This window comes from Paenibacillus sp. MAHUQ-45 (assembly GCF_058133325.1).
In genome coordinates this window covers 295,945-312,954 of record NZ_JBYUPV010000003.1, presented here as the reverse complement: position 1 = coordinate 312,954, position 17,010 = coordinate 295,945, and the positions used below count along the sequence as shown (strand labels likewise).

General features: G+C 42.6%; 20 protein-coding genes. 8 read left to right on the top strand and 12 right to left on the bottom strand.

Annotated features, from left to right (window positions below):
• Positions 1–62: 62 nt before the first annotated feature.
• From AC3Y23_RS08750 to AC3Y23_RS08740, 3 genes are all read left to right on the top strand, one after another.
• Positions 63–236 (top strand): IS3 family transposase, encoded by a 174-nt coding sequence (locus tag AC3Y23_RS08750; RefSeq protein ID WP_379197756.1) that lies wholly within the window; start codon positions 63–65, stop codon positions 234–236.
• 121 nt (positions 237–357) lie between these two features.
• Entirely contained in the window at positions 358–591 is a 234-nt protein-coding gene (locus tag AC3Y23_RS08745) for a hypothetical protein (RefSeq protein WP_379197754.1), read from the top strand.
• The gene (locus AC3Y23_RS08740) at positions 549–902 is read left to right on the top strand and encodes an IS3 family transposase (protein ID WP_379197752.1); all 354 of its coding nucleotides are present in this window, start codon (positions 549–551) and stop codon (positions 900–902) included. Before AC3Y23_RS08745 ends, AC3Y23_RS08740 begins: the two co-directional genes overlap by 43 nt.
• Here the strand turns inward: AC3Y23_RS08740 and AC3Y23_RS08735 are convergent.
• Genes AC3Y23_RS08735 through AC3Y23_RS08725 form a run of 3 tightly spaced genes read right to left on the bottom strand, consistent with a single transcriptional unit; the run spans position 817 to position 4,417 of the window.
• On the bottom strand, positions 817–2,820 hold the full coding sequence (locus AC3Y23_RS08735; RefSeq protein WP_379197750.1) for a DUF3732 domain-containing protein: 2,004 nt from the start codon (positions 2,818–2,820) through the stop codon (positions 817–819). The two genes, AC3Y23_RS08740 and AC3Y23_RS08735, sit on opposite strands and share 86 nt — an antisense overlap.
• Positions 2,821–2,822: 2 nt before the next feature.
• Positions 2,823–3,305, bottom strand: coding sequence for a three component ABC system middle component (locus AC3Y23_RS08730; protein WP_379197748.1), 483 nt, complete (start codon positions 3,303–3,305; stop codon positions 2,823–2,825).
• Positions 3,306–3,310: 5 nt separating this feature from the next.
• Positions 3,311–4,417, bottom strand: a complete 1,107-nt coding sequence (locus AC3Y23_RS08725) for an ABC-three component system protein (protein WP_379197746.1) — start codon at positions 4,415–4,417, stop codon at positions 3,311–3,313.
• Positions 4,418–4,779: 362 nt separating this feature from the next.
• Here AC3Y23_RS08725 and AC3Y23_RS08720 point away from each other — a divergent pair, with 362 nt between their 5' ends.
• The 4 genes from AC3Y23_RS08720 to AC3Y23_RS08705 all read left to right on the top strand — a co-directional run bounded on the left by AC3Y23_RS08720 (position 4,780) and on the right by AC3Y23_RS08705 (position 6,264).
• Complete coding sequence (locus AC3Y23_RS08720) at positions 4,780–5,178, top strand: JAB domain-containing protein (protein ID WP_379197744.1); 399 nt, start codon at positions 4,780–4,782, stop codon at positions 5,176–5,178.
• Positions 5,132–5,389, top strand: coding sequence for a JAB domain-containing protein (locus AC3Y23_RS08715; RefSeq protein WP_379197742.1), 258 nt, complete (start codon positions 5,132–5,134; stop codon positions 5,387–5,389). Before AC3Y23_RS08720 ends, AC3Y23_RS08715 begins: the two co-directional genes overlap by 47 nt.
• A gap of 184 nt (positions 5,390–5,573) precedes the next feature.
• The gene (locus AC3Y23_RS08710; protein ID WP_379197740.1) at positions 5,574–5,873 is read left to right on the top strand and encodes a helix-turn-helix domain-containing protein; all 300 of its coding nucleotides are present in this window, start codon (positions 5,574–5,576) and stop codon (positions 5,871–5,873) included.
• 232 nt (positions 5,874–6,105) lie between these two features.
• Complete coding sequence (locus AC3Y23_RS08705) at positions 6,106–6,264, top strand: hypothetical protein (protein WP_379197738.1); 159 nt, start codon at positions 6,106–6,108, stop codon at positions 6,262–6,264.
• A 254-nt stretch (positions 6,265–6,518) separates the two neighbouring features.
• Here the strand turns inward: AC3Y23_RS08705 and AC3Y23_RS08700 are convergent, their stop codons facing one another.
• From AC3Y23_RS08700 to AC3Y23_RS08660, 9 genes are all read right to left on the bottom strand, one after another.
• The gene (locus AC3Y23_RS08700) at positions 6,519–7,091 is read right to left on the bottom strand and encodes a TetR/AcrR family transcriptional regulator (RefSeq protein ID WP_379197736.1); all 573 of its coding nucleotides are present in this window, start codon (positions 7,089–7,091) and stop codon (positions 6,519–6,521) included.
• Between the two features lie 198 nt (positions 7,092–7,289).
• Positions 7,290–7,784 (bottom strand): DMT family transporter, encoded by a 495-nt coding sequence (locus AC3Y23_RS08695; protein ID WP_379197734.1) that lies wholly within the window; start codon positions 7,782–7,784, stop codon positions 7,290–7,292.
• A 30-nt stretch (positions 7,785–7,814) separates the two neighbouring features.
• Complete coding sequence (locus AC3Y23_RS08690) at positions 7,815–8,240, bottom strand: DMT family transporter (protein ID WP_379197732.1); 426 nt, start codon at positions 8,238–8,240, stop codon at positions 7,815–7,817.
• A gap of 285 nt (positions 8,241–8,525) precedes the next feature.
• Positions 8,526–8,927: an NUDIX hydrolase gene (locus AC3Y23_RS08685; RefSeq protein WP_379197730.1), complete on the bottom strand. Its 402-nt coding sequence runs from the start codon at positions 8,925–8,927 to the stop codon at positions 8,526–8,528.
• Positions 8,928–9,057: 130 nt separating this feature from the next.
• Positions 9,058–9,885, bottom strand: coding sequence for a carbohydrate ABC transporter permease (locus tag AC3Y23_RS08680; RefSeq protein ID WP_379197728.1), 828 nt, complete (start codon positions 9,883–9,885; stop codon positions 9,058–9,060).
• Between the two features lie 19 nt (positions 9,886–9,904).
• On the bottom strand, positions 9,905–10,780 hold the full coding sequence (locus AC3Y23_RS08675; RefSeq protein WP_379197726.1) for a carbohydrate ABC transporter permease: 876 nt from the start codon (positions 10,778–10,780) through the stop codon (positions 9,905–9,907).
• 111 nt (positions 10,781–10,891) lie between these two features.
• The gene (locus tag AC3Y23_RS08670; protein WP_379197724.1) at positions 10,892–12,223 is read right to left on the bottom strand and encodes an ABC transporter substrate-binding protein; all 1,332 of its coding nucleotides are present in this window, start codon (positions 12,221–12,223) and stop codon (positions 10,892–10,894) included.
• A 207-nt stretch (positions 12,224–12,430) separates the two neighbouring features.
• On the bottom strand, positions 12,431–13,522 hold the full coding sequence (locus AC3Y23_RS08665; protein ID WP_379197722.1) for a response regulator: 1,092 nt from the start codon (positions 13,520–13,522) through the stop codon (positions 12,431–12,433).
• Positions 13,497–15,323, bottom strand: a complete 1,827-nt coding sequence (locus tag AC3Y23_RS08660; RefSeq protein ID WP_379197720.1) for a sensor histidine kinase — start codon at positions 15,321–15,323, stop codon at positions 13,497–13,499. Before AC3Y23_RS08660 ends, AC3Y23_RS08665 begins: the two co-directional genes overlap by 26 nt.
• 134 nt (positions 15,324–15,457) lie before the next feature.
• On the opposite strand from AC3Y23_RS08660, the gene AC3Y23_RS08655 reads away from it, so the two are divergent.
• Positions 15,458–16,375 (top strand): LysR family transcriptional regulator, encoded by a 918-nt coding sequence (locus tag AC3Y23_RS08655; protein WP_379197718.1) that lies wholly within the window; start codon positions 15,458–15,460, stop codon positions 16,373–16,375.
• The last annotated feature ends 635 nt before the right edge of the window (positions 16,376–17,010 follow it).

Below are 17,010 nucleotides of genomic sequence, written 5' to 3'. Positions count from 1 at the left end.
GCGGATTTCTACAATGCCAAAACAACAACGACGTACGTTTACAACTGAGTTTTAAAAAAATGGTGAAGCTCTATGAAAATGGAAAAACCAGAGCAGCGATTGTGGAAATTTTTCGCAAGAATCGCAAAATCTACGGCACACGTAAAATTAAAGTCAAGCTCCAGGAACAAGGACTCATCGTGTCCAGACGTCGGATTTGGCGAATCTTGAAAGAGCAAGGATTGGTCTCTACCTAAACGGGTAGTTTCGTACAAGGCCCGTAAATCGGCTTGTAATGAAGCAACGATCACAAATGTTTTTGATCGTGCATTTGAACAGAAGCAAGCCAAACGCTTTGTCGTCAGCGATCTGACGTAAGTGAAGGTTCAAAACAGATGGCATTACATTTGTGTGCTCATCGACCTGTTCAGTCGAGAGATTATAGGCTATAGTGCAAGTCCCCAAAAGGATGCTGCGCTGGTTTCTCGTGCCTTCGCAACCGTTCAGGGTGATCTACAGCAGATTCAGTGGTTCATACGGACCGGTGCAGTGAGTTTTAAAATCAAAAGATGGACGAGCTTCTGGAGAGCTTTAAAATCGGCCGATCTCTGAGTATGAAAGGCTGCCCCTATGACACCGCCGTGGCTGAAGCCACCTACAAAGTCATGAAAACGGAATTCATCCATCAGATGAGCTTCCAGAGCCTTCGTCACTGGGAATTGGAGTTATTCGATTACGTCGACTGGTTTAACAAGCATCGGATTCACGAAACACTTGGCTACATGATCGCCTTACAGCCCTTAAAAAAGCTGTCTGAGTTACTGTTGACAATCCAGTTTACCAGTCACCAGGAATTAAAGCTTCACTTTCTCCTCTCCATCTTTCCACTACAAATATGTCTTGTTCTGTGCCACTCCAAGTAATTTCATCAGCATGTTCAATAATTATCAACTGAACTGAGTGTTTTGTTAAACCTAAACAGGTTGAAAGAGCAGTGAAAATTTTTTGGACTCGTAATATATCTTCTTGTCGAAAAACAGGAAGAGAAGTACTTTGTTCTCCTTCCTCAGCTTGATCTTCTGATCTACTCTGTACAATCTTCTCAGGAAAATATACTTGACTAGGTTGGTCAATGATAAGGAATTGAGGCACAGGGTTCCATTTCAAATCAATAAAAAACTCATGTAAGGCGAGTAGAGTGGCTACATGATACCCCATCCAGTTAGCACCACTACCAATTTCCCAAAGATAATCTTCCCTTTGCCCGGATTTTTTTTTCAAGGTTAAATTAGTTATATCAAGTTCAATTGGCTGATCTGCATCTTCAACACCTAAAAAGTCCGCATACCTATTTATTTTTTCTGAGATTGTATTTAAAGCTAGTTTAAGTTTTGCCTCAATACTCTTAGGATCTATTTTCCGCCTTAAAATAAATATTTGCTCTTCGAGTGCCTTTACTTCGGTTTCTAAGTCATTATTTTCATGAGTTAATTTATAATCAGATAATGATTTTTCTAAACGTCCAATAAATCGAAAAATCTCTTGTTCAGTTTGTCTGGATCTTCTTAATTCCTCTGATTCTATTTCTAATTCAGTTCTTTGTTTTCTAACGTAGTTCAGTGAACTTTCTAATTCCTTCAGTCGAATTCTAAGTTTTATAATTTCCCTATCTAACATAGCGGAGGATTTTTCAATATTATTTGATGTTGAACTGATTTTAGATTGATAATTGTAAAGCCGATGTATTTCATCATGTGCTTTACTGTTTTCAGAACCGCAAAATGGACATATTGTTTTAGGCTCTAGTAACTGAACTAACCAATTTGACGGCTGTAACCTTTCCTTTTGCGCATCAAGAGATTCCTGATAGAGCTTTTCTGATTCAAAAAGTCTTGTCATTTTATATAATCTCTGTCTCAGAGAGCCAATTTCATGAGAAAGATTAAGTTCTTCTTTAAATAAATTACTTAGCTCTGTTACAGCAGCCTGTGTATCTATGTCCTTAAATGTTAACGTCTTTGATTGAATTCTTTTTGGTATTTCTGATAATTGACTTATATACACTTGCGTAGACCAGCCTAATTCCGAACTAGAGGGATTTAAGAGTAATCCGTATTCTTTTGCTTGAGCATAGTAACTTTTCAAATTATACAACCAATGAGAATTGATCTTTTTTAGTTCAGCAAGCTCGTTCTGCTTCTGTTTATGCTCCTTTTCCAATTCTTTCAGTTGTTGTCTTAAATATAAAATTTCTTTATCAATTGCACCAAGGACAAGTGGGAAGATATTTTTCAATCTCTCTCTGTTTTGATATGTATCAGCCTTATAAAAAAGAGTATATGGGTTTGCTACTATATGTTGAGGTTGGAACTGAAAAGCTGAAAAATCTCTGAAACTTGCTCTTTTGTTAGAAGATTCACTATCATTCTCATCGGATAATGTTAGGAAAGGAAGGGTAGCAATTTCATTAAGTTTATTTTTCAGAAATTCAACATTGCGTTTAGCTTCGGGTCTGGGCATTTTTTTCATATCCACATTTTCAAAAATGAATACATCGCCACTTTGGCTATGTATTCCAGGCTCTTTACGAGCCAGTAATAGCAGTTCTCCTTTGATTGCCACTACAATACCAAACCACTCGGTTTTTTCTCTTATAATACCCACAGGAATTGTGCACTTAGAACTCCCTAAGCAATAATCAATTATGGGGATTATAGAGGATTTTCCTTTTTGACTATCACCAGTAATAACGTTGATTTTTGTCAGATCGAAACTTAAAATTCTTTCCTCTTTACTTTTGTCCTTTGGCCACAATATGATATGTTTTATCTTAAAATCCATAATTAAAACCTCACTTTTAACAGATAACATAGTTCAGAGAAGTCAATCGTTGCAAACCAATAACCAAGACGATCAGATGCTGCAATCATTCGCTTAATACTTTCGTTTTCACTGTATTTTGGAACAGAAGTCCGTACTGGTATAAAATTGAAGGTTTCCTGTTCATACATGAGGAGTTTGCTAGAGAGGCACATATTAATAGCACTAAAAGTCATTTTTGACATGTTTTGAGTCCTCTCTTGCAACCCTACAAAAAAACTCTTATTGTCATTTAGTGCTATAAAGAATCCTTTTTTGAAATTTCTCCTGTGAATAGATTCAACAATACTCTCATTAAATACTAGTGGAAGAACTAACATGAGGGTTTGTAAATCTATACCTTTATTTTCTTCAGTTGTGGAGTAATACTTCACGGTAAATGACCACAGAACTAAAGAAGCTAGAGCTACATTTTGAACGATTTCATACTCATCTAAATATTCCAATACTCTTATTCTCCTTGTTTAAGCAATAGTGTAAACTCAGGGTGCCAACCCAAAATTAATTGTTTATTATTTGCAAGTCTGTGATAGCTACCGCGTGTCAAATAATATTGCTCCGTAGGCTGGTTTGCTAAGGATTCTCTATGATCAAGAGTCTGGGCAAGTATCTCAAATCCAGCATCTTCACCTAGGGCGTTAGTATCTGGGGAGGTACTTAGTGCTCTTTTGTATTTTCTAACATTCTGAGCAAAAATAAGCCTCCATCTCTCTATTAAGTTTTGATCAAACCTATCCATTTCTTCTTTTGTTATATCTCCTTCGATGCTAAATCGAGTTCTTTCGTGATTGCACCGTAAATAATCTTCAATAGAACTAATAAGGAGGTCATCATTTTTTTCAAGTGCTAGCAAGTAAAGCTGTCTAACAAATAACTCGTTATATTGAGCTTCCTTATCAACCAAAGATAGAGAGATGAGAGACTGATCCGTTTCAATAAAGCGTTTAAGATTATATCTACTTAGTATTTTTTGATAATATTCTGTAAAGGCATCTCTAGACAGCCAAGCGGGTTTATTATTTCGCCAGCAATGCATAGCTGTATTATGAACCCAACCTAATAAAGAATTGTAAATTTCCTCGAAAGGCAATATTGCTGATACATGTAATAATGATTTTATTTCTTCTTTCAGTTTATCTCCATAACTTCCCTTATTACCGTCACATAAAATGATTTTACTTACTATTTTCCGAAGTAAACTAATATCATATTCACATACCTTATTGGCATACTTTTTAATACCTTCAGGGACATTAGTCGCAATAGCTAGTATCTGGTCTGAGCAAATTTCGCACTCTTGATCCGATTCTGCCTGTGCAATTAGTACTACTAGTCCATTCTTAACTATTTTGTTAGTTACCAGATGAAATTCAGTATTTTCTAAATCAAATCCAGGTTCTGAAGCAGCTTTAAGCCATATACACAGAGTATTCCATAAATCTTTGCTATGATCACCAAAGGGAATATTATCCGAGATTGAATGTTTATCCTGTTCGTAGACATGTCCCTCATCTTCCTTAGCTATTCTTACTACATCATCTTCTGTTTCAATTCCCACCTTTGCTCCTATTCTACTTTTAGCCAGCCAAAAAACTGCTCTTTCAGGCTGAAATAAATAACCAGAAATACTTCCCGGTACAACATGTTTATTTGTATTGATAGAAATGGTTAATCTCTCCCGTTCATTTATATTGCTATTCGATGAAACATTCTATGCTAAAACTAGATAATTTAAATATTGAAACTACCTAATTACATACTTTAGAACTAGACCAAAATACATAATTCGTCAATAATCTACCATCTCCTTCCAAACAAGCGTTCTATTTAAGGGAATCATGTAAATATGTCGTAAATTTGAAAATTATAAATCTATATTATACATACGATAATCAGAAATAACTTGGGAGGATAAACATTATGGGACAGGTTAAGGAGAATGATTTGAGACAATTAGTATCTGAATCTTTAAGGGATAGCACTGATAGCTACACAATTCAAGGGCTTTTCCATCGTTTTCCTACAGCTACAGAATTAATGGATGTGTCGGAACAACAATTGGTTTTAATAAAAGGAATCGGCAAAGGAAAAGCCCGTCAAATCATCTCTATGTTAAAACTTGCAAAGGTTTTGGCCTTGCCTAATGAGAATCAACATGTGATTCGTAGTCTAAAAGACGTTTATAATCTCCTCGAATCCGAACTACGGTTTGAACAAAAAAAACACTTCATCTGCCTTTTCCTCAATACCAAGAACCGTCTCATCTTCAAAGATGTTAATCTCTATAGGATCTCTGAACACCGCTATCGTTCATCCTAGAGAAGTATTCCATGCAGCGATTAGACGCTGTAGCGCCTCGCTCATTTGCGCTCACAACCACCCGAGCGGTGACCCGGAGCCGTCAATAGAGGATGTGAATCTGACAAAACGACTCATAGCCGCTGGTGAAATCATAGGAATAGAAGTCCTTGATCACGTAATTATTGGTGGCAATCGCTTCTACAGTTTGAAAGAGCATGGTCATTTCTAAATTCTCTAAATTCGATTTGTATATTCCTCACATAATCAAATGAAAAAAACGTCCTCTTAAATACTTTTATCCACGGTTTAACTACACTCCGTATCAATTCTCTACTATAGGCACTGAAATCCACACTATATCCTGTTGAGCCTCCTACCAAAAAATTCTATCGTTTGATTAGGGGTGAAGGGAAATGAACAGCATCGAATCTATTGGGGAAAACATCAGAATTTCACGGTTGAAAAATGGTCTCAGCCAGGAGCAGCTTGCACTCAATGCAGGAGTTAACACATCCTACATTGGTCAGATAAAGCGAGGAAAAAAGAATCCTACTATAAAGACTTTGGACAAAATATCCAAGGCTTTGGGAATCGCTCTAATCGACTTGTTATTATTTGTTGATTCTAAGGGAGGAGGTTCAACAACGCTTTGCAGTCAATCATCTGCCGTTCTTACCCCTGAACAGATTAAGCAATCTTACTTGAAGTCTTGATTGACAATACTAATATGATTGTCGATAAGAAAAAATCACTGAACTTAAAAGATAGATAGAGGAGCTATTACTCATGTCCACAACTGAAGCGAAACAAGTCACAAAGACCAAGAAAATCAAGAAGCCCATTTTAAAACGTTGGTAGTTCTGGATTCTTGCGGCTTTCGTTGTAATCATTGCCGCCAGTGCATTATCTTCAGGAGGAGACTCCACAGTTTATGAGCTATCAAAAATGCAGATCATGACGAAAGAAGAAATTATTACAAAATTCGGAGAAGCAAATGAGGTTGTAGGAGATGATTCAGACGGCCATAGCATCACTTATAATACTATGTTTATGGTTAGTGTTAACGATCAAGACGAAGGCGAAATTTTCGAACACAGAGTCTAAACAAGAAGCCTTTATCGTGAAGTCAGTACTAACATAATTATGAGCGTATCAGAAACTTCAAATCGATAAAAAAGAAGCGTCGTTAGCAAAATGTTAGCAAAACCGCTTATAAACAAATAAGGGTTCCAGCTCAAATGAGCTGAAACCCTTGTTCTACCAGTACCGAGGACGGGAACGAACCGGCACAGTAATCACCTACCGCAGGATTTAAGTCCTGAGCTCACTCATCCACACACGGATGGTTACTCCAATTGCTAAGCACTAACCGCATCCCAACTCATACGAATAATCTGCTGTAAATTCTCTTCGCTGCCCTCTAGTTGCCCCTTGAACACAGCTTTGGCGAAATAGGTGACGGGCAGATAGCAGTAGGACAGCAACAACACAGTCTCCAGTGCTTTAAGCTCTCCCTTCTGCTTCCCTTTCTCGAATAGTTCATACAGCCCAACAAACATCGATGTCGTATCGTCTAGGCATAGCCGTTCAACATAGGGAGAGTGCTGATACTGCTCCAGCAACAGGAAGTAATCCTTGTTGTTCATGATAAAATCCAGAGAATTGCGCATAAGTTGCTCGCACAATTCTTGGGAGGACAGGGATTCATCCAATCCCCTGCTCATCTGCTGACTCATTTTTTCCTTAACCTTCACGTAAAGCTTGGCTAACATATCCTCCTTATTTTCGAAATACACGTAGATGGTTGCCGAGGAGACGTTCGCCACCTTGGCAATTTTGGATATGGAAATATCCGAAAATCCAATTTCATTCAATAGTTTAATCGTTGCTTCAAAGATGGCTTCACTCTTTTTCTCGTCTTTATGTCTCATGACCTCACCTTAAATGATCATTCAGTTAAAGTCAATGGATACAATTTGCTCGATGTACTTAAACAGTTCCCCCGCACCGCGTGTGCCTCCCGGCGCGCGGTGCGGGGCCTAAGGTGGTGCTCAAACCTCTTGTCTGCGCCATCGGGAGCCACGCAGCAACGAGGATGTTGGTTTTTCTGTATTTCTATAATGTGAGTTTTACTCCTGTGTACCCGTTCTGCCAAGGACAGGTGGTTGTGCTGCTTCCTTCCCATCTGCTTTGCCGGCAAATTTGAACACAATAATGCCACCGACAATGACCAGTACTCCAAGAAACTGATTAATGTTAAACGGAACCTTCTCCAATCCAAGCCACCCCATAGAATCCCACAGCAGAGCAAAAGCGAGTTGTGAAGTCATTACAATGGAGATCGCATAGGTAGGCCCCAGCAGTTTCACTCCCTGAACGAGACAGATTACAACACCAACGCCGATCATCCCGCTGATCCAGTACCATGGCTGCATGTTTTGCAGTGCAAAGGTGTTTTTCCCTTCAACAATCAGGCTGATGATTAGTGAAGCGATGAAACCCATACCAAGTACCAATGTAGTGGTCGACCATGACCCCGTATGTTGATTAACTTTGCTGTTGAAAATATTTTGCAGGGCGACAAAAGAACCCGCGATAAGCGCCAGTAGTATTCCCGCTAGCATATGTGTATCCCCCATTTGTGTATTAAAGTTTTAGAATTTCATAATTACGACACCAGCGATCATCATCCCGATGCCAATGAAGTGCGGTACCCGCAGCTTCAGTTTTTTGACCCCAAACCATCCGCGAACATCAATTAAGAACGTCAGGCATAGCTGGGCGATTAGCAGCGCAGAGATCGTATACGTCACACCCATCATCTGAATCGCTGTAACCTCGGTGAAAATAACAATAGCCCCGAAGGAGCCTCCCAGCAAATATAAAGGCTTCACTTTCTTAAAACCATCCCGCTTGCCATCCCGTACGAACAGCAGGATCAGCAATGCCATCAAAAATCCGGTCAACTGAGTGATCGTTGCAGCTTGCCAGGTGCCAATATCCTGACTGATTCTCGCGTTTGCGACACCTTGCAGCGTAATGCAGGCCCCACCCAAAAATGCAAAAATAATTCCTCTCATCTCTTGTCTCTCTCCTTCATCTAACTCTCCTACTTATTAAAAGACATTCGGACCCATTCAGGGAAGGACATCTGTCCTTAATTCGAAAATTCCGCTTTCAGCAAGTAGAAACAGCTTTGCCGTCCTCTAAGGGACGGTATCCGTTTCAGCGAGAAATATAAGGATGATTTATAAAGTGAAACATATAAATTCTTATATTTGAACAAAAAAAGCCCGCTTCATGCCTATTATAGGCTGTAAACGGACTTTTACTCAGAGCTTCGTTTAGAATTTTCAGGACTTCATTTAGATTAGCTGCTTCAACTCATGCAGTTTGTCGAAAATCAATTGACTGACGGCAGATACACGATCCCGATCACTATAGGTTAACCAAGCCAGTTCCTCAATTTCCGAGGCAGCGGCTAACTCCCCTTCAAATTCTGCAAAATAGCAGGTCATTCGCACGGTCACGCCTTCCGCTTTACCATGCGCCTCTGCTTCAAAGACGCCCAAGGCGGAGATCGTCTCCGGCTTGATCTGTACGGACAACTCTTCCTCTATCTCACGAACAAGTGTCTCTTCATCGGTCTCGCCGGGCTCACGTTTCCCCCCAGGCAAATAATATGTATCTTTTCCAATGGAGCGGGCAGCCAGCACACGACCTTCTACGATATGAACCCAGGCTATTTTATCAATTAATGTAGTCATTCCAGTCTCCTGTGTTTGTTTTTCTGAACATTATAGCATGGGGGCGATTCATTTCAAAAAAACCATAAAAAAACTCTCTGTCTCGAAAGACAGAAAGTTTATACTCCGTGCTATTTTCAGCGTATTGAGTTTATCCCTTAACCGCGGACCCGACAGTCATCGCTCTTTCTACCTGCTCACTGAAGAACAGATACACGATAATCATCGGCAGTGAAGCCATCGTCATAACAGCCCCCATACCACCCCAGTCTGTACTGTATTGTCCTTGGAAGAACAAGAGACCGAGCGGCAGAGTTTTCATTGCTTCATTAGAGATAAGGATATACGCCAGGGTGAATTCGTTCCAGTTCGTGAGGAACTGGAAGATTGCAACCGTTGCAACTGCCGGCATAACCATTGGCATGATGACTTGCAAAAACATCCGGTAAATGTTCGCGCCATCCATACAAGCTGCCTCTTCAATCTCAGTAGGAATTCCCCGCATAAATCCATAGAAGATCATAGTTGAGAAAGGTAGTCCCAAGGCTATATAAGGCACGATCAGTGCTCCATACGTATTGGACAGATGGAAGTCTCGAACCAGAATCGCAAGCGGAATCATAATGACCTGAAGCGGGATGAACATCCCCACCAGCATATAGACCCGAACAGCCTCTCTGAACTTCCAGGTCAACCGTGCTACAGCAAAAGCAAACATCAGTGCAAAGAGCAGAATAAAGACTGTAGCGATCGTTGAAACGACAATACTGTTGATAAAATATTTTGGAATATTGAATTGTGACCACGCAGTCACATAGTTCTCAAAGCGGAAATGTGTCGGTAACCCAAATGGATTGGTTGAGAAGATTTCATCGTTATTTTTCAATGAATACGAAATCATCCAGACTAGCGGATATACCGATACGATAAAATAAATCCAGAGCGGAACTTGGTAAAGTAAGCCTAACGCTTTTTTCATGTCACGTTCTCCTTTCTGCCTAGACCTCGTTACGATCAAATACTTTGTTGATAACCACAGTTGCAATGAGCGAGATGATTACCAGAACCACCGCTACGGCGCAAGCATAACCATAATTGCTTTCCAAGAAAGCGTAACGGTATACCATGAAGGTCATCGTATAATTGCTCGTTCCCGGTCCACCGTTGGTCATGATCAGCATTTGTGTAAAGGCGCTAATCCCGCCGGTGATGGCGATCGTAAAGCAGAACTTGTACGTTTCTTTCATAAGCGGTAGAGTCACTTTCCAGTGGGCCTTCCATTTGCTGCAGCCATCGATCGTCGCGGCCTCCATGTATTGTTCAGGAATCGACTTGACGCCTGCATACAGGAGTGCGAATTGATAGCCCATAAACTGCCATGCATTAACGAACGCAATCGCGATAATCGATGTAGTCGGTGAAGTTAACCAATGCTGCTGATAAGGAATACCAAGCATTTGCAGCAGGCGATTAATAAGCCCGTTGGTCGGATCATAGATCGCGATCCAGAGCTGGCAGACAACCGTCACGGACAATACGACCGGAATAAAGTAAGCTGTCTTTAGCAGCTTGCGTCCCTTAACCGTAACGTCTGCACAGACCAGAGCCAAAATCGTACCTAAGCCGATCTGAAACACAACAAGTACTAAAGCAAAAATCCCGCCGTTTTTTAGCGATGTCATCAGGAGCGGGTCCGTGAATAAATCGCGGAAATTCCCCAGCCCGTTGAAGGTTGCTTCACTGAGACCGTCCCAATTGTAAAAGCTGCGGAATACGGTTTGCAGCACAGGATAGATGACAATGACGGTGTAGATTAGCATGGCGGGCAGAAGGAAGAATAGAATAGCTTTTTTATTGCCCAAGTAATTTCTCATGGCCCTCCACAGCTCCTTTCCAAAATAAATATTCTCTGGTTTAGAACCCCGGAAGCCCCAAGCCGAAGCTTGAAGTCCAGGGTTCTTAAACGTTTCTCTGTAGCTATCTCTTTATTTTCCCAAAGCGCGGTTCATATTTTTAATAAAGTCGTCTACACTAAATCCATCAACCAGCAGGTTTTGCGTGTTATCATCAATCGCCGTGCTGATGCTCAACTTGCTGACTGCTACAGCGTAGCCCTTAGCGTTAGGCAGTACATCCGTAGTCAGGCGCTTCATCATTGCCGGAATATCTGTAGCTGTAACAGGCTTATCAATTTTTGGTGCAACAATCGGGTTGCCCAGTACTGTGAATTTATACTCAGCCGATTTCTTGGCGATGAAAGCAGCTACTTTGACAGCCACGTCTACATTCTTGCTCTTGGAGGATACAGCATATCCTTGAGGACCACCGGAACCGTTCATTTGGAACTTCATGTTCTCGTAAGTCTGCTCGTCTTTGGCTGGCCAGTACATAAAGTCAACATTGTCGCCCATCTTCTCTTGCGCACTGTAAATTTCCCATTGGCCGTTAATCATCATAGCGGATTTTCCGGTATAGAACATGGAAGAGGCCTGGTCATAGTTCGTATTGGTTGCATTGACATCAAGCAATCCGGCTTGTTGCAGCTTTTTCACTTGCTCAGCAGCAGTAACAGCACTTTGCGGAGTTTCCGTAGGGTTACCCTTTTCGAATACGCCTGTTCCGATACCATCCTCACGTGTCAAGAAGGCATTGTAGAACGCTGTAGTGATCCATTTTTCTTTGGCAAAGATTGAGAGTGGTACAAGACCCTTAGCCTTTAATTTCTGGGCTGCTGCGGCGAGTTCGTCAATCGTTTTGATTGGCACCGAAATGCCAGCTTCTTGGAAAATCTTCTTGTTGTAATACAGAAGCTCGAACTCTACACCTGTATCCGGGAAGGCATAGACGTGACCATCTGGAGCAACCATACGGGATTCGACACCTGGATTAAGATTTGCCTTGTATTCTTTGGTGGTATCATAATCATCGAGCACCTGTACATTTTGGGATTTGGAGAAGGTTTGCAGTGTGTTCCAATCCGTATAGTAGATATCAGGCAGATTTCCTGTCGCCGCATAAGTCTTCAGCTTCTGGTATCCGTCTTGAACCGCCGGATCAAGCTCAATCTCCACATTCGGCATTTCCTTCTTCAATTCTTCAACCGCATAGTCAAACGGCTTAGAGGTGTCATCATCAAAATGTTGAGCGTATACTTTCAGTTTTACTTTGTCGTTCGCTCCGGCTTCGTTACCACCTGAAGCTGAAGCGCCTGTGTTCGCCGGTTTGTTTGAAGAAGATCCGCCGCCACAAGCGGTAAGGGACGCAACCAGCGTCAGTGCAAGTACTCCAGCCCACGTTTTATTCCATGTGCTCTTCATCTTTTTTCCCCCTGTAGCTTAATTTAGTTTAGTTAGCGCTTTCTTGTTTGCGCTTTCATTATAAAATGATCCATGCCTTCCGCAGAATGAGCAAAACGGGCCGGATAAGTAAAAAACGGGACAATACGTAGAAACGGCTTTGCTGTCTCTAAGGGACAGTATCCATTTCAGCAAGAAATAAAAGAGCCGAGCAGACTCGGCTCCCTTTCATCTTAATTGTTCAAACTCCGTCGGTGTCATGCCAAATTTCTTCTTGAAGCTTTTGCTGAAATAATTCGGATCACTGTATCCTACTTCATAGGCGATCGTCGACAGCTTCATATTGCCCTTCTGGATCAGATCCTTAGCCTTCTTCATGCGGATGTGGGTGATGTGATCCAGCACCGAATAGCCGGATTCCTTGCGGAACACGCGCCGCAAATAGCTGGGGTCCACGAATAAGATGGCAGCGACAGCCTCAACGGATAACTCTTCTTCGGTGTAATGGTGCTCAATATATGCCTTGGCATCGGTATAAAGCTTATAAGACTTGGTCTGTCTGGTGCTTTCCGTCAAGCAGATGATCCGTTCGAAGAAATTTAGGAGCCAAGCCTCGATCTCATCCCAGGTCGAACACCCGCGGAGGTACTTGTCAGGAGACGGTCCAGTCATATTCTCAAGCAAATGTTCTAAAGCCACTCCCCGCTCTCCAGCGAAGGACAGCCCGATCGAGACCAACCCCATAAGCATGGTGTACACGTATTCACTGTTCACATCATGGGACCGGAGCGATTGAATGGCGCGCTTCACCTCACTTAACGTGTCCTGATCACTGAGCCTAAGCGAGATTAGAATACTCTCCTGGATCGCGGTCGCAGGATATTGCTTGATCGTCGCATCGGACCCCAGCGGGGCAGTCTGCTCTACTTCAGGCGATTCCTGAAGCTTCGGCAGCTTCGGTTGAATCCGTTCCAGCATGGACGCCAGCTCTTCCCGATTAAACGGTTTCAATAAATAATCATGAACGCCCAGCCGAACGGCTTGCTGTACATACTCAAACTCATTATGCCCCGTTACGAAGACAATCGTCATCTCCGCGAAGCGAATCTTCAGCTGTTCTGCTAGCTCAAAGCCGTTCATAAACGGCATATTGATATCAATTAGAGCCAAGTGGGGACGATGCTGCTCTGCCTCCTCCAGTGCTTCTTTGCCATTGCGGGCTTCACAGCATACCTCGTAGCCGTAGTCTCCCCAATCCATTTTCATCCGTAAATAATCCCGAAACAAGGGTTCATCATCCACGATCATGATCCGATACATTTCCTTGCCCTCCTGTTGTTCTTCCTGGAACGGTAATATCCACCCTTGTTCCTTTTCCCTCTTCACTGAAGATGGTTATACCGTATTTCGATCCAAAATACAATTTGATTCGCTCCTGAACACTATAGACGCCAATGGATTTGACCTCCTTGTCCTCGTCATGGAAGCAACAGGCCTCCTTCAACTGTTCTTCGTTCATGCCCACTCCGTCGTCTTCCACCCGGATGATGATTTTCCCCTTTTCTTTCACAGCAGAGATCACAATGAGTCCACGCTCTCCCTTGGTCTTCAGGCCATGATAGATAGCGTTCTCCACCAACGGCTGGAGCGATAGCTTCGGAATCGGAGCATTCCGCAGTTCTTGCGGGATACGAACCTCATACTGGAACACATCGGGGTACCTCATCTGCATGATGGACAAATAATCGGTGGTCATCTTGATTTCCTGTTCCAGAATAATAAGCTCGCGGCCCTTACTCAGCACCACCCGATAAAAATCCGCCAAGGCCTTCGTCGTATCCCGCGCCTCCTGATTACGGTCCATGTCGTTCAGAATGTAAATCGTATCTAGTGTGTTATATAAAAAATGCGGCTTCACCTGCGAAGTAATCAGTGCCAGCTCATACTGTCGCTTCCGCTTCTGTTCCTTCTCCTTATTCTGCAGCAGCTCCTGAATTTGCTTGATCATGGAGTTAAACACCCGCGAAATCAAACCGATTTCGTCATTGGTGTGAACCGGTGCTTCCACATACAGGTTGCCGTCCATGACTCGGCGCATTCTTTTGGTCAGATCCTGTAACGGATTCAAAACCACCTTGGAGAGAAAATGAGCCCCGAGCAAAGACAGGAGCAGACAGCTGAAGCCGATCAGAATCGTGAGCTTTGTATTTTTGCCAACATCCTTCGTCAGCACATCCAGATCTGCTACATTGAGCAGCTTCCAACGCATCCCTGGATAATCTGTAACGGTGATTAATCGCTTACCGTCTGTATTACGAGTAGCCGTGTCGGCTAGGCCGGAGGTCGATTGGAGCAGTTCAAGCTCCACTGGATTCGTGATTGGGGTCAGCACCTGCTCTTTATCCGGGCTAGCCACGATGATCTTGCGCTCGTCCACGAGAAAATAGTTCTTCTGATTAATCTTGTTCCCGCTTACAAGAAAAGCTGACAACGTAGGCTCTTTAATAATCAGAAAAAGCGTACCAAAGCGTTCCCCCGTATTGATGTTGATAACAACCTTTCCCAAAGTCAGAACAGGCACATCAGGACTTGGTGTCATGTAATTCCGTTTCTGCATAGGAAGCCAGTAAGCTGAACCGTAGCTGCCCTGCTTTAGCAATTCTTCAGGAACGCCACTGCGAATGGCTCCGCTTTCATCATTTCGTGCTGGATAGGATGTATAGATTTTTCCGTTATTGTCAATGAAAACGGCTGCATCAGTTTCCGCGAACAAGGACAGATCAATCGCCAGACGGCTCTGTATGGTGGACCGGAACTGATTCTCCTCTACAGCATTTCGTTCAGTGGGAAAGTTATCATATAACCGATTCACATCCGTGACCAGCATATTGGAGCAAATCTCCATATTTTTCGTAATGGAATCCAGCTTGTTGATAATTAGACCCGATTGATCAATGACGTCATTGACGCTACGGTTGATGAGAGAACGGCTAAAAATCTCACTGGACACCACTCCCAAAATACTGAGCGACACGACAATTAAAGGTATAAAGACGGTCAGAAGCTTACTCTTGAACGTCATTCCGCTGAACCATTTCCAGATAATCCGCTTAATCTTCATCTCTCCCTCTCCCTTGCTGACATTCCGCATTGCTTATTATAACGGATGTTGTCTATAAAGTATTAAATCATTTGCCTGTCAAGAGGGCTTCTGCTATAGTAGGCAACGATAATGTAACAGGGAGAGACGGACACATGGAACTGCGACAACTGGAATATTTTAAAGCCATCTGCGATGAACTGCATTTTACGCGTGCGGCAGACAAATTGGGCGTTACCCAGCCTACACTTAGCCATCAGATCAAAGCGCTGGAGGATGAATTAGGCACTCCGCTGTTCGATCGAATCGGCAAAAAAATCGCCATCACTGAGGCCGGATCTATACTATATACCCATGCATGCACCATCTTCAATGTAATGCATAGCGCCAAGGAACAATTGGAAGAATTGCAGGATGGCGAGCGCGGCACCATTACGATCGGCTCACTTCCAGGCGAACTGAATCATCTTGTGTCACTGCTGCTGGTGGAGTTCAACCGTCGTTTTCCGAAGATCAAGATCAGAATCGTTGCCGCTGAAAATGTCGTAGATCCCATCCTTCACAATGAAATGGATATCGCCGTGACCATCCTTCCGATTGAGGATGACAGGTTAGAGCAGATCCTGCTGTATGAGGAACAATTTTATTTGACCGTACCCGCCGAACATCCTTTAGCCGACTCGCCTTCGATTGAATTTGCTGAGGTGCAAAAGTTGCCGATCATCATGTTCCCTAAAGAGCATAGATGCCGCCAGTTAGTAGACGCCTCATGTAGCGCCTCCGGCTTCTCGCTGGAGCCATTCATCGAGACGAACACCATCGATTCCATCTTCAGCCTCATCCAATCCGGTGCAGGCGTCAGTGTATTATCCAAATCGCTGATCCATCTCTACAATGACGGTAGTATCCGCGCTATCCCCATCGTTCATCCCGTGCTGAACCGTCAGGTAGCGATTATTCATAATCGTGGTAAGTTCCTGAGCCACCCCGTCAAGGCGTATCTCTCGATGCTGCAGGAATTTGTTCGTGAAAAAGGGATTGGTAATCCCACTGTACAGCCTGCAAGCAAGTAACTTTTCATGTGCCCGGTACGCGGTCTTCGCGTCCGGGCATTTTTCTGTTGGCGCACCAACGTTAAGGTCATAAGTAACAATAGCTTGATGTAATAGGATGTATGAACAAACAACGTCGATTGAAGAGTAACATTGCTTTATTGCGCCCCAAGTGTAAATAGAAGCATTTTTGTACCTTAAATCAGCTGCAGTTAATCGGAAAAGTTAAATAAGTGCATTTTTGCATGTTAATTCTTCGGAACTATGCTTCTTCAGTGTATTTTCGCAAAAATAAGGTACAATAATGCCCTTATATTCCATTTTTCTCTTCAAATGAGGAATATAAGGTACAAAAATGCACTTAATTGGAATAGAGACCTATTTTCATTGTTGAGAAGTATTCGCTATAGGATGAATACAGCCGAAAGCCCCAGGCTTCACCGGAGTGACGCCAGGTCTTTGGTTTAAAGATTGGGTTTGGGTTTGGGTTTGGGTTTGGGTTTGGGTTTGGGTTTGGGTTTGGGTTTGGGTTTGGGTTTGGGTTTGGGTTTGTGCTTTAGGTTTGTGCTTTAGGTTTGTGCTTTAGGTTTGTGCTTTAGGTTTGTGCTTTAGGTTTGTGCTTTAGGTTTGTGCTTTAGGTTTGTGCTTTAGGTTTG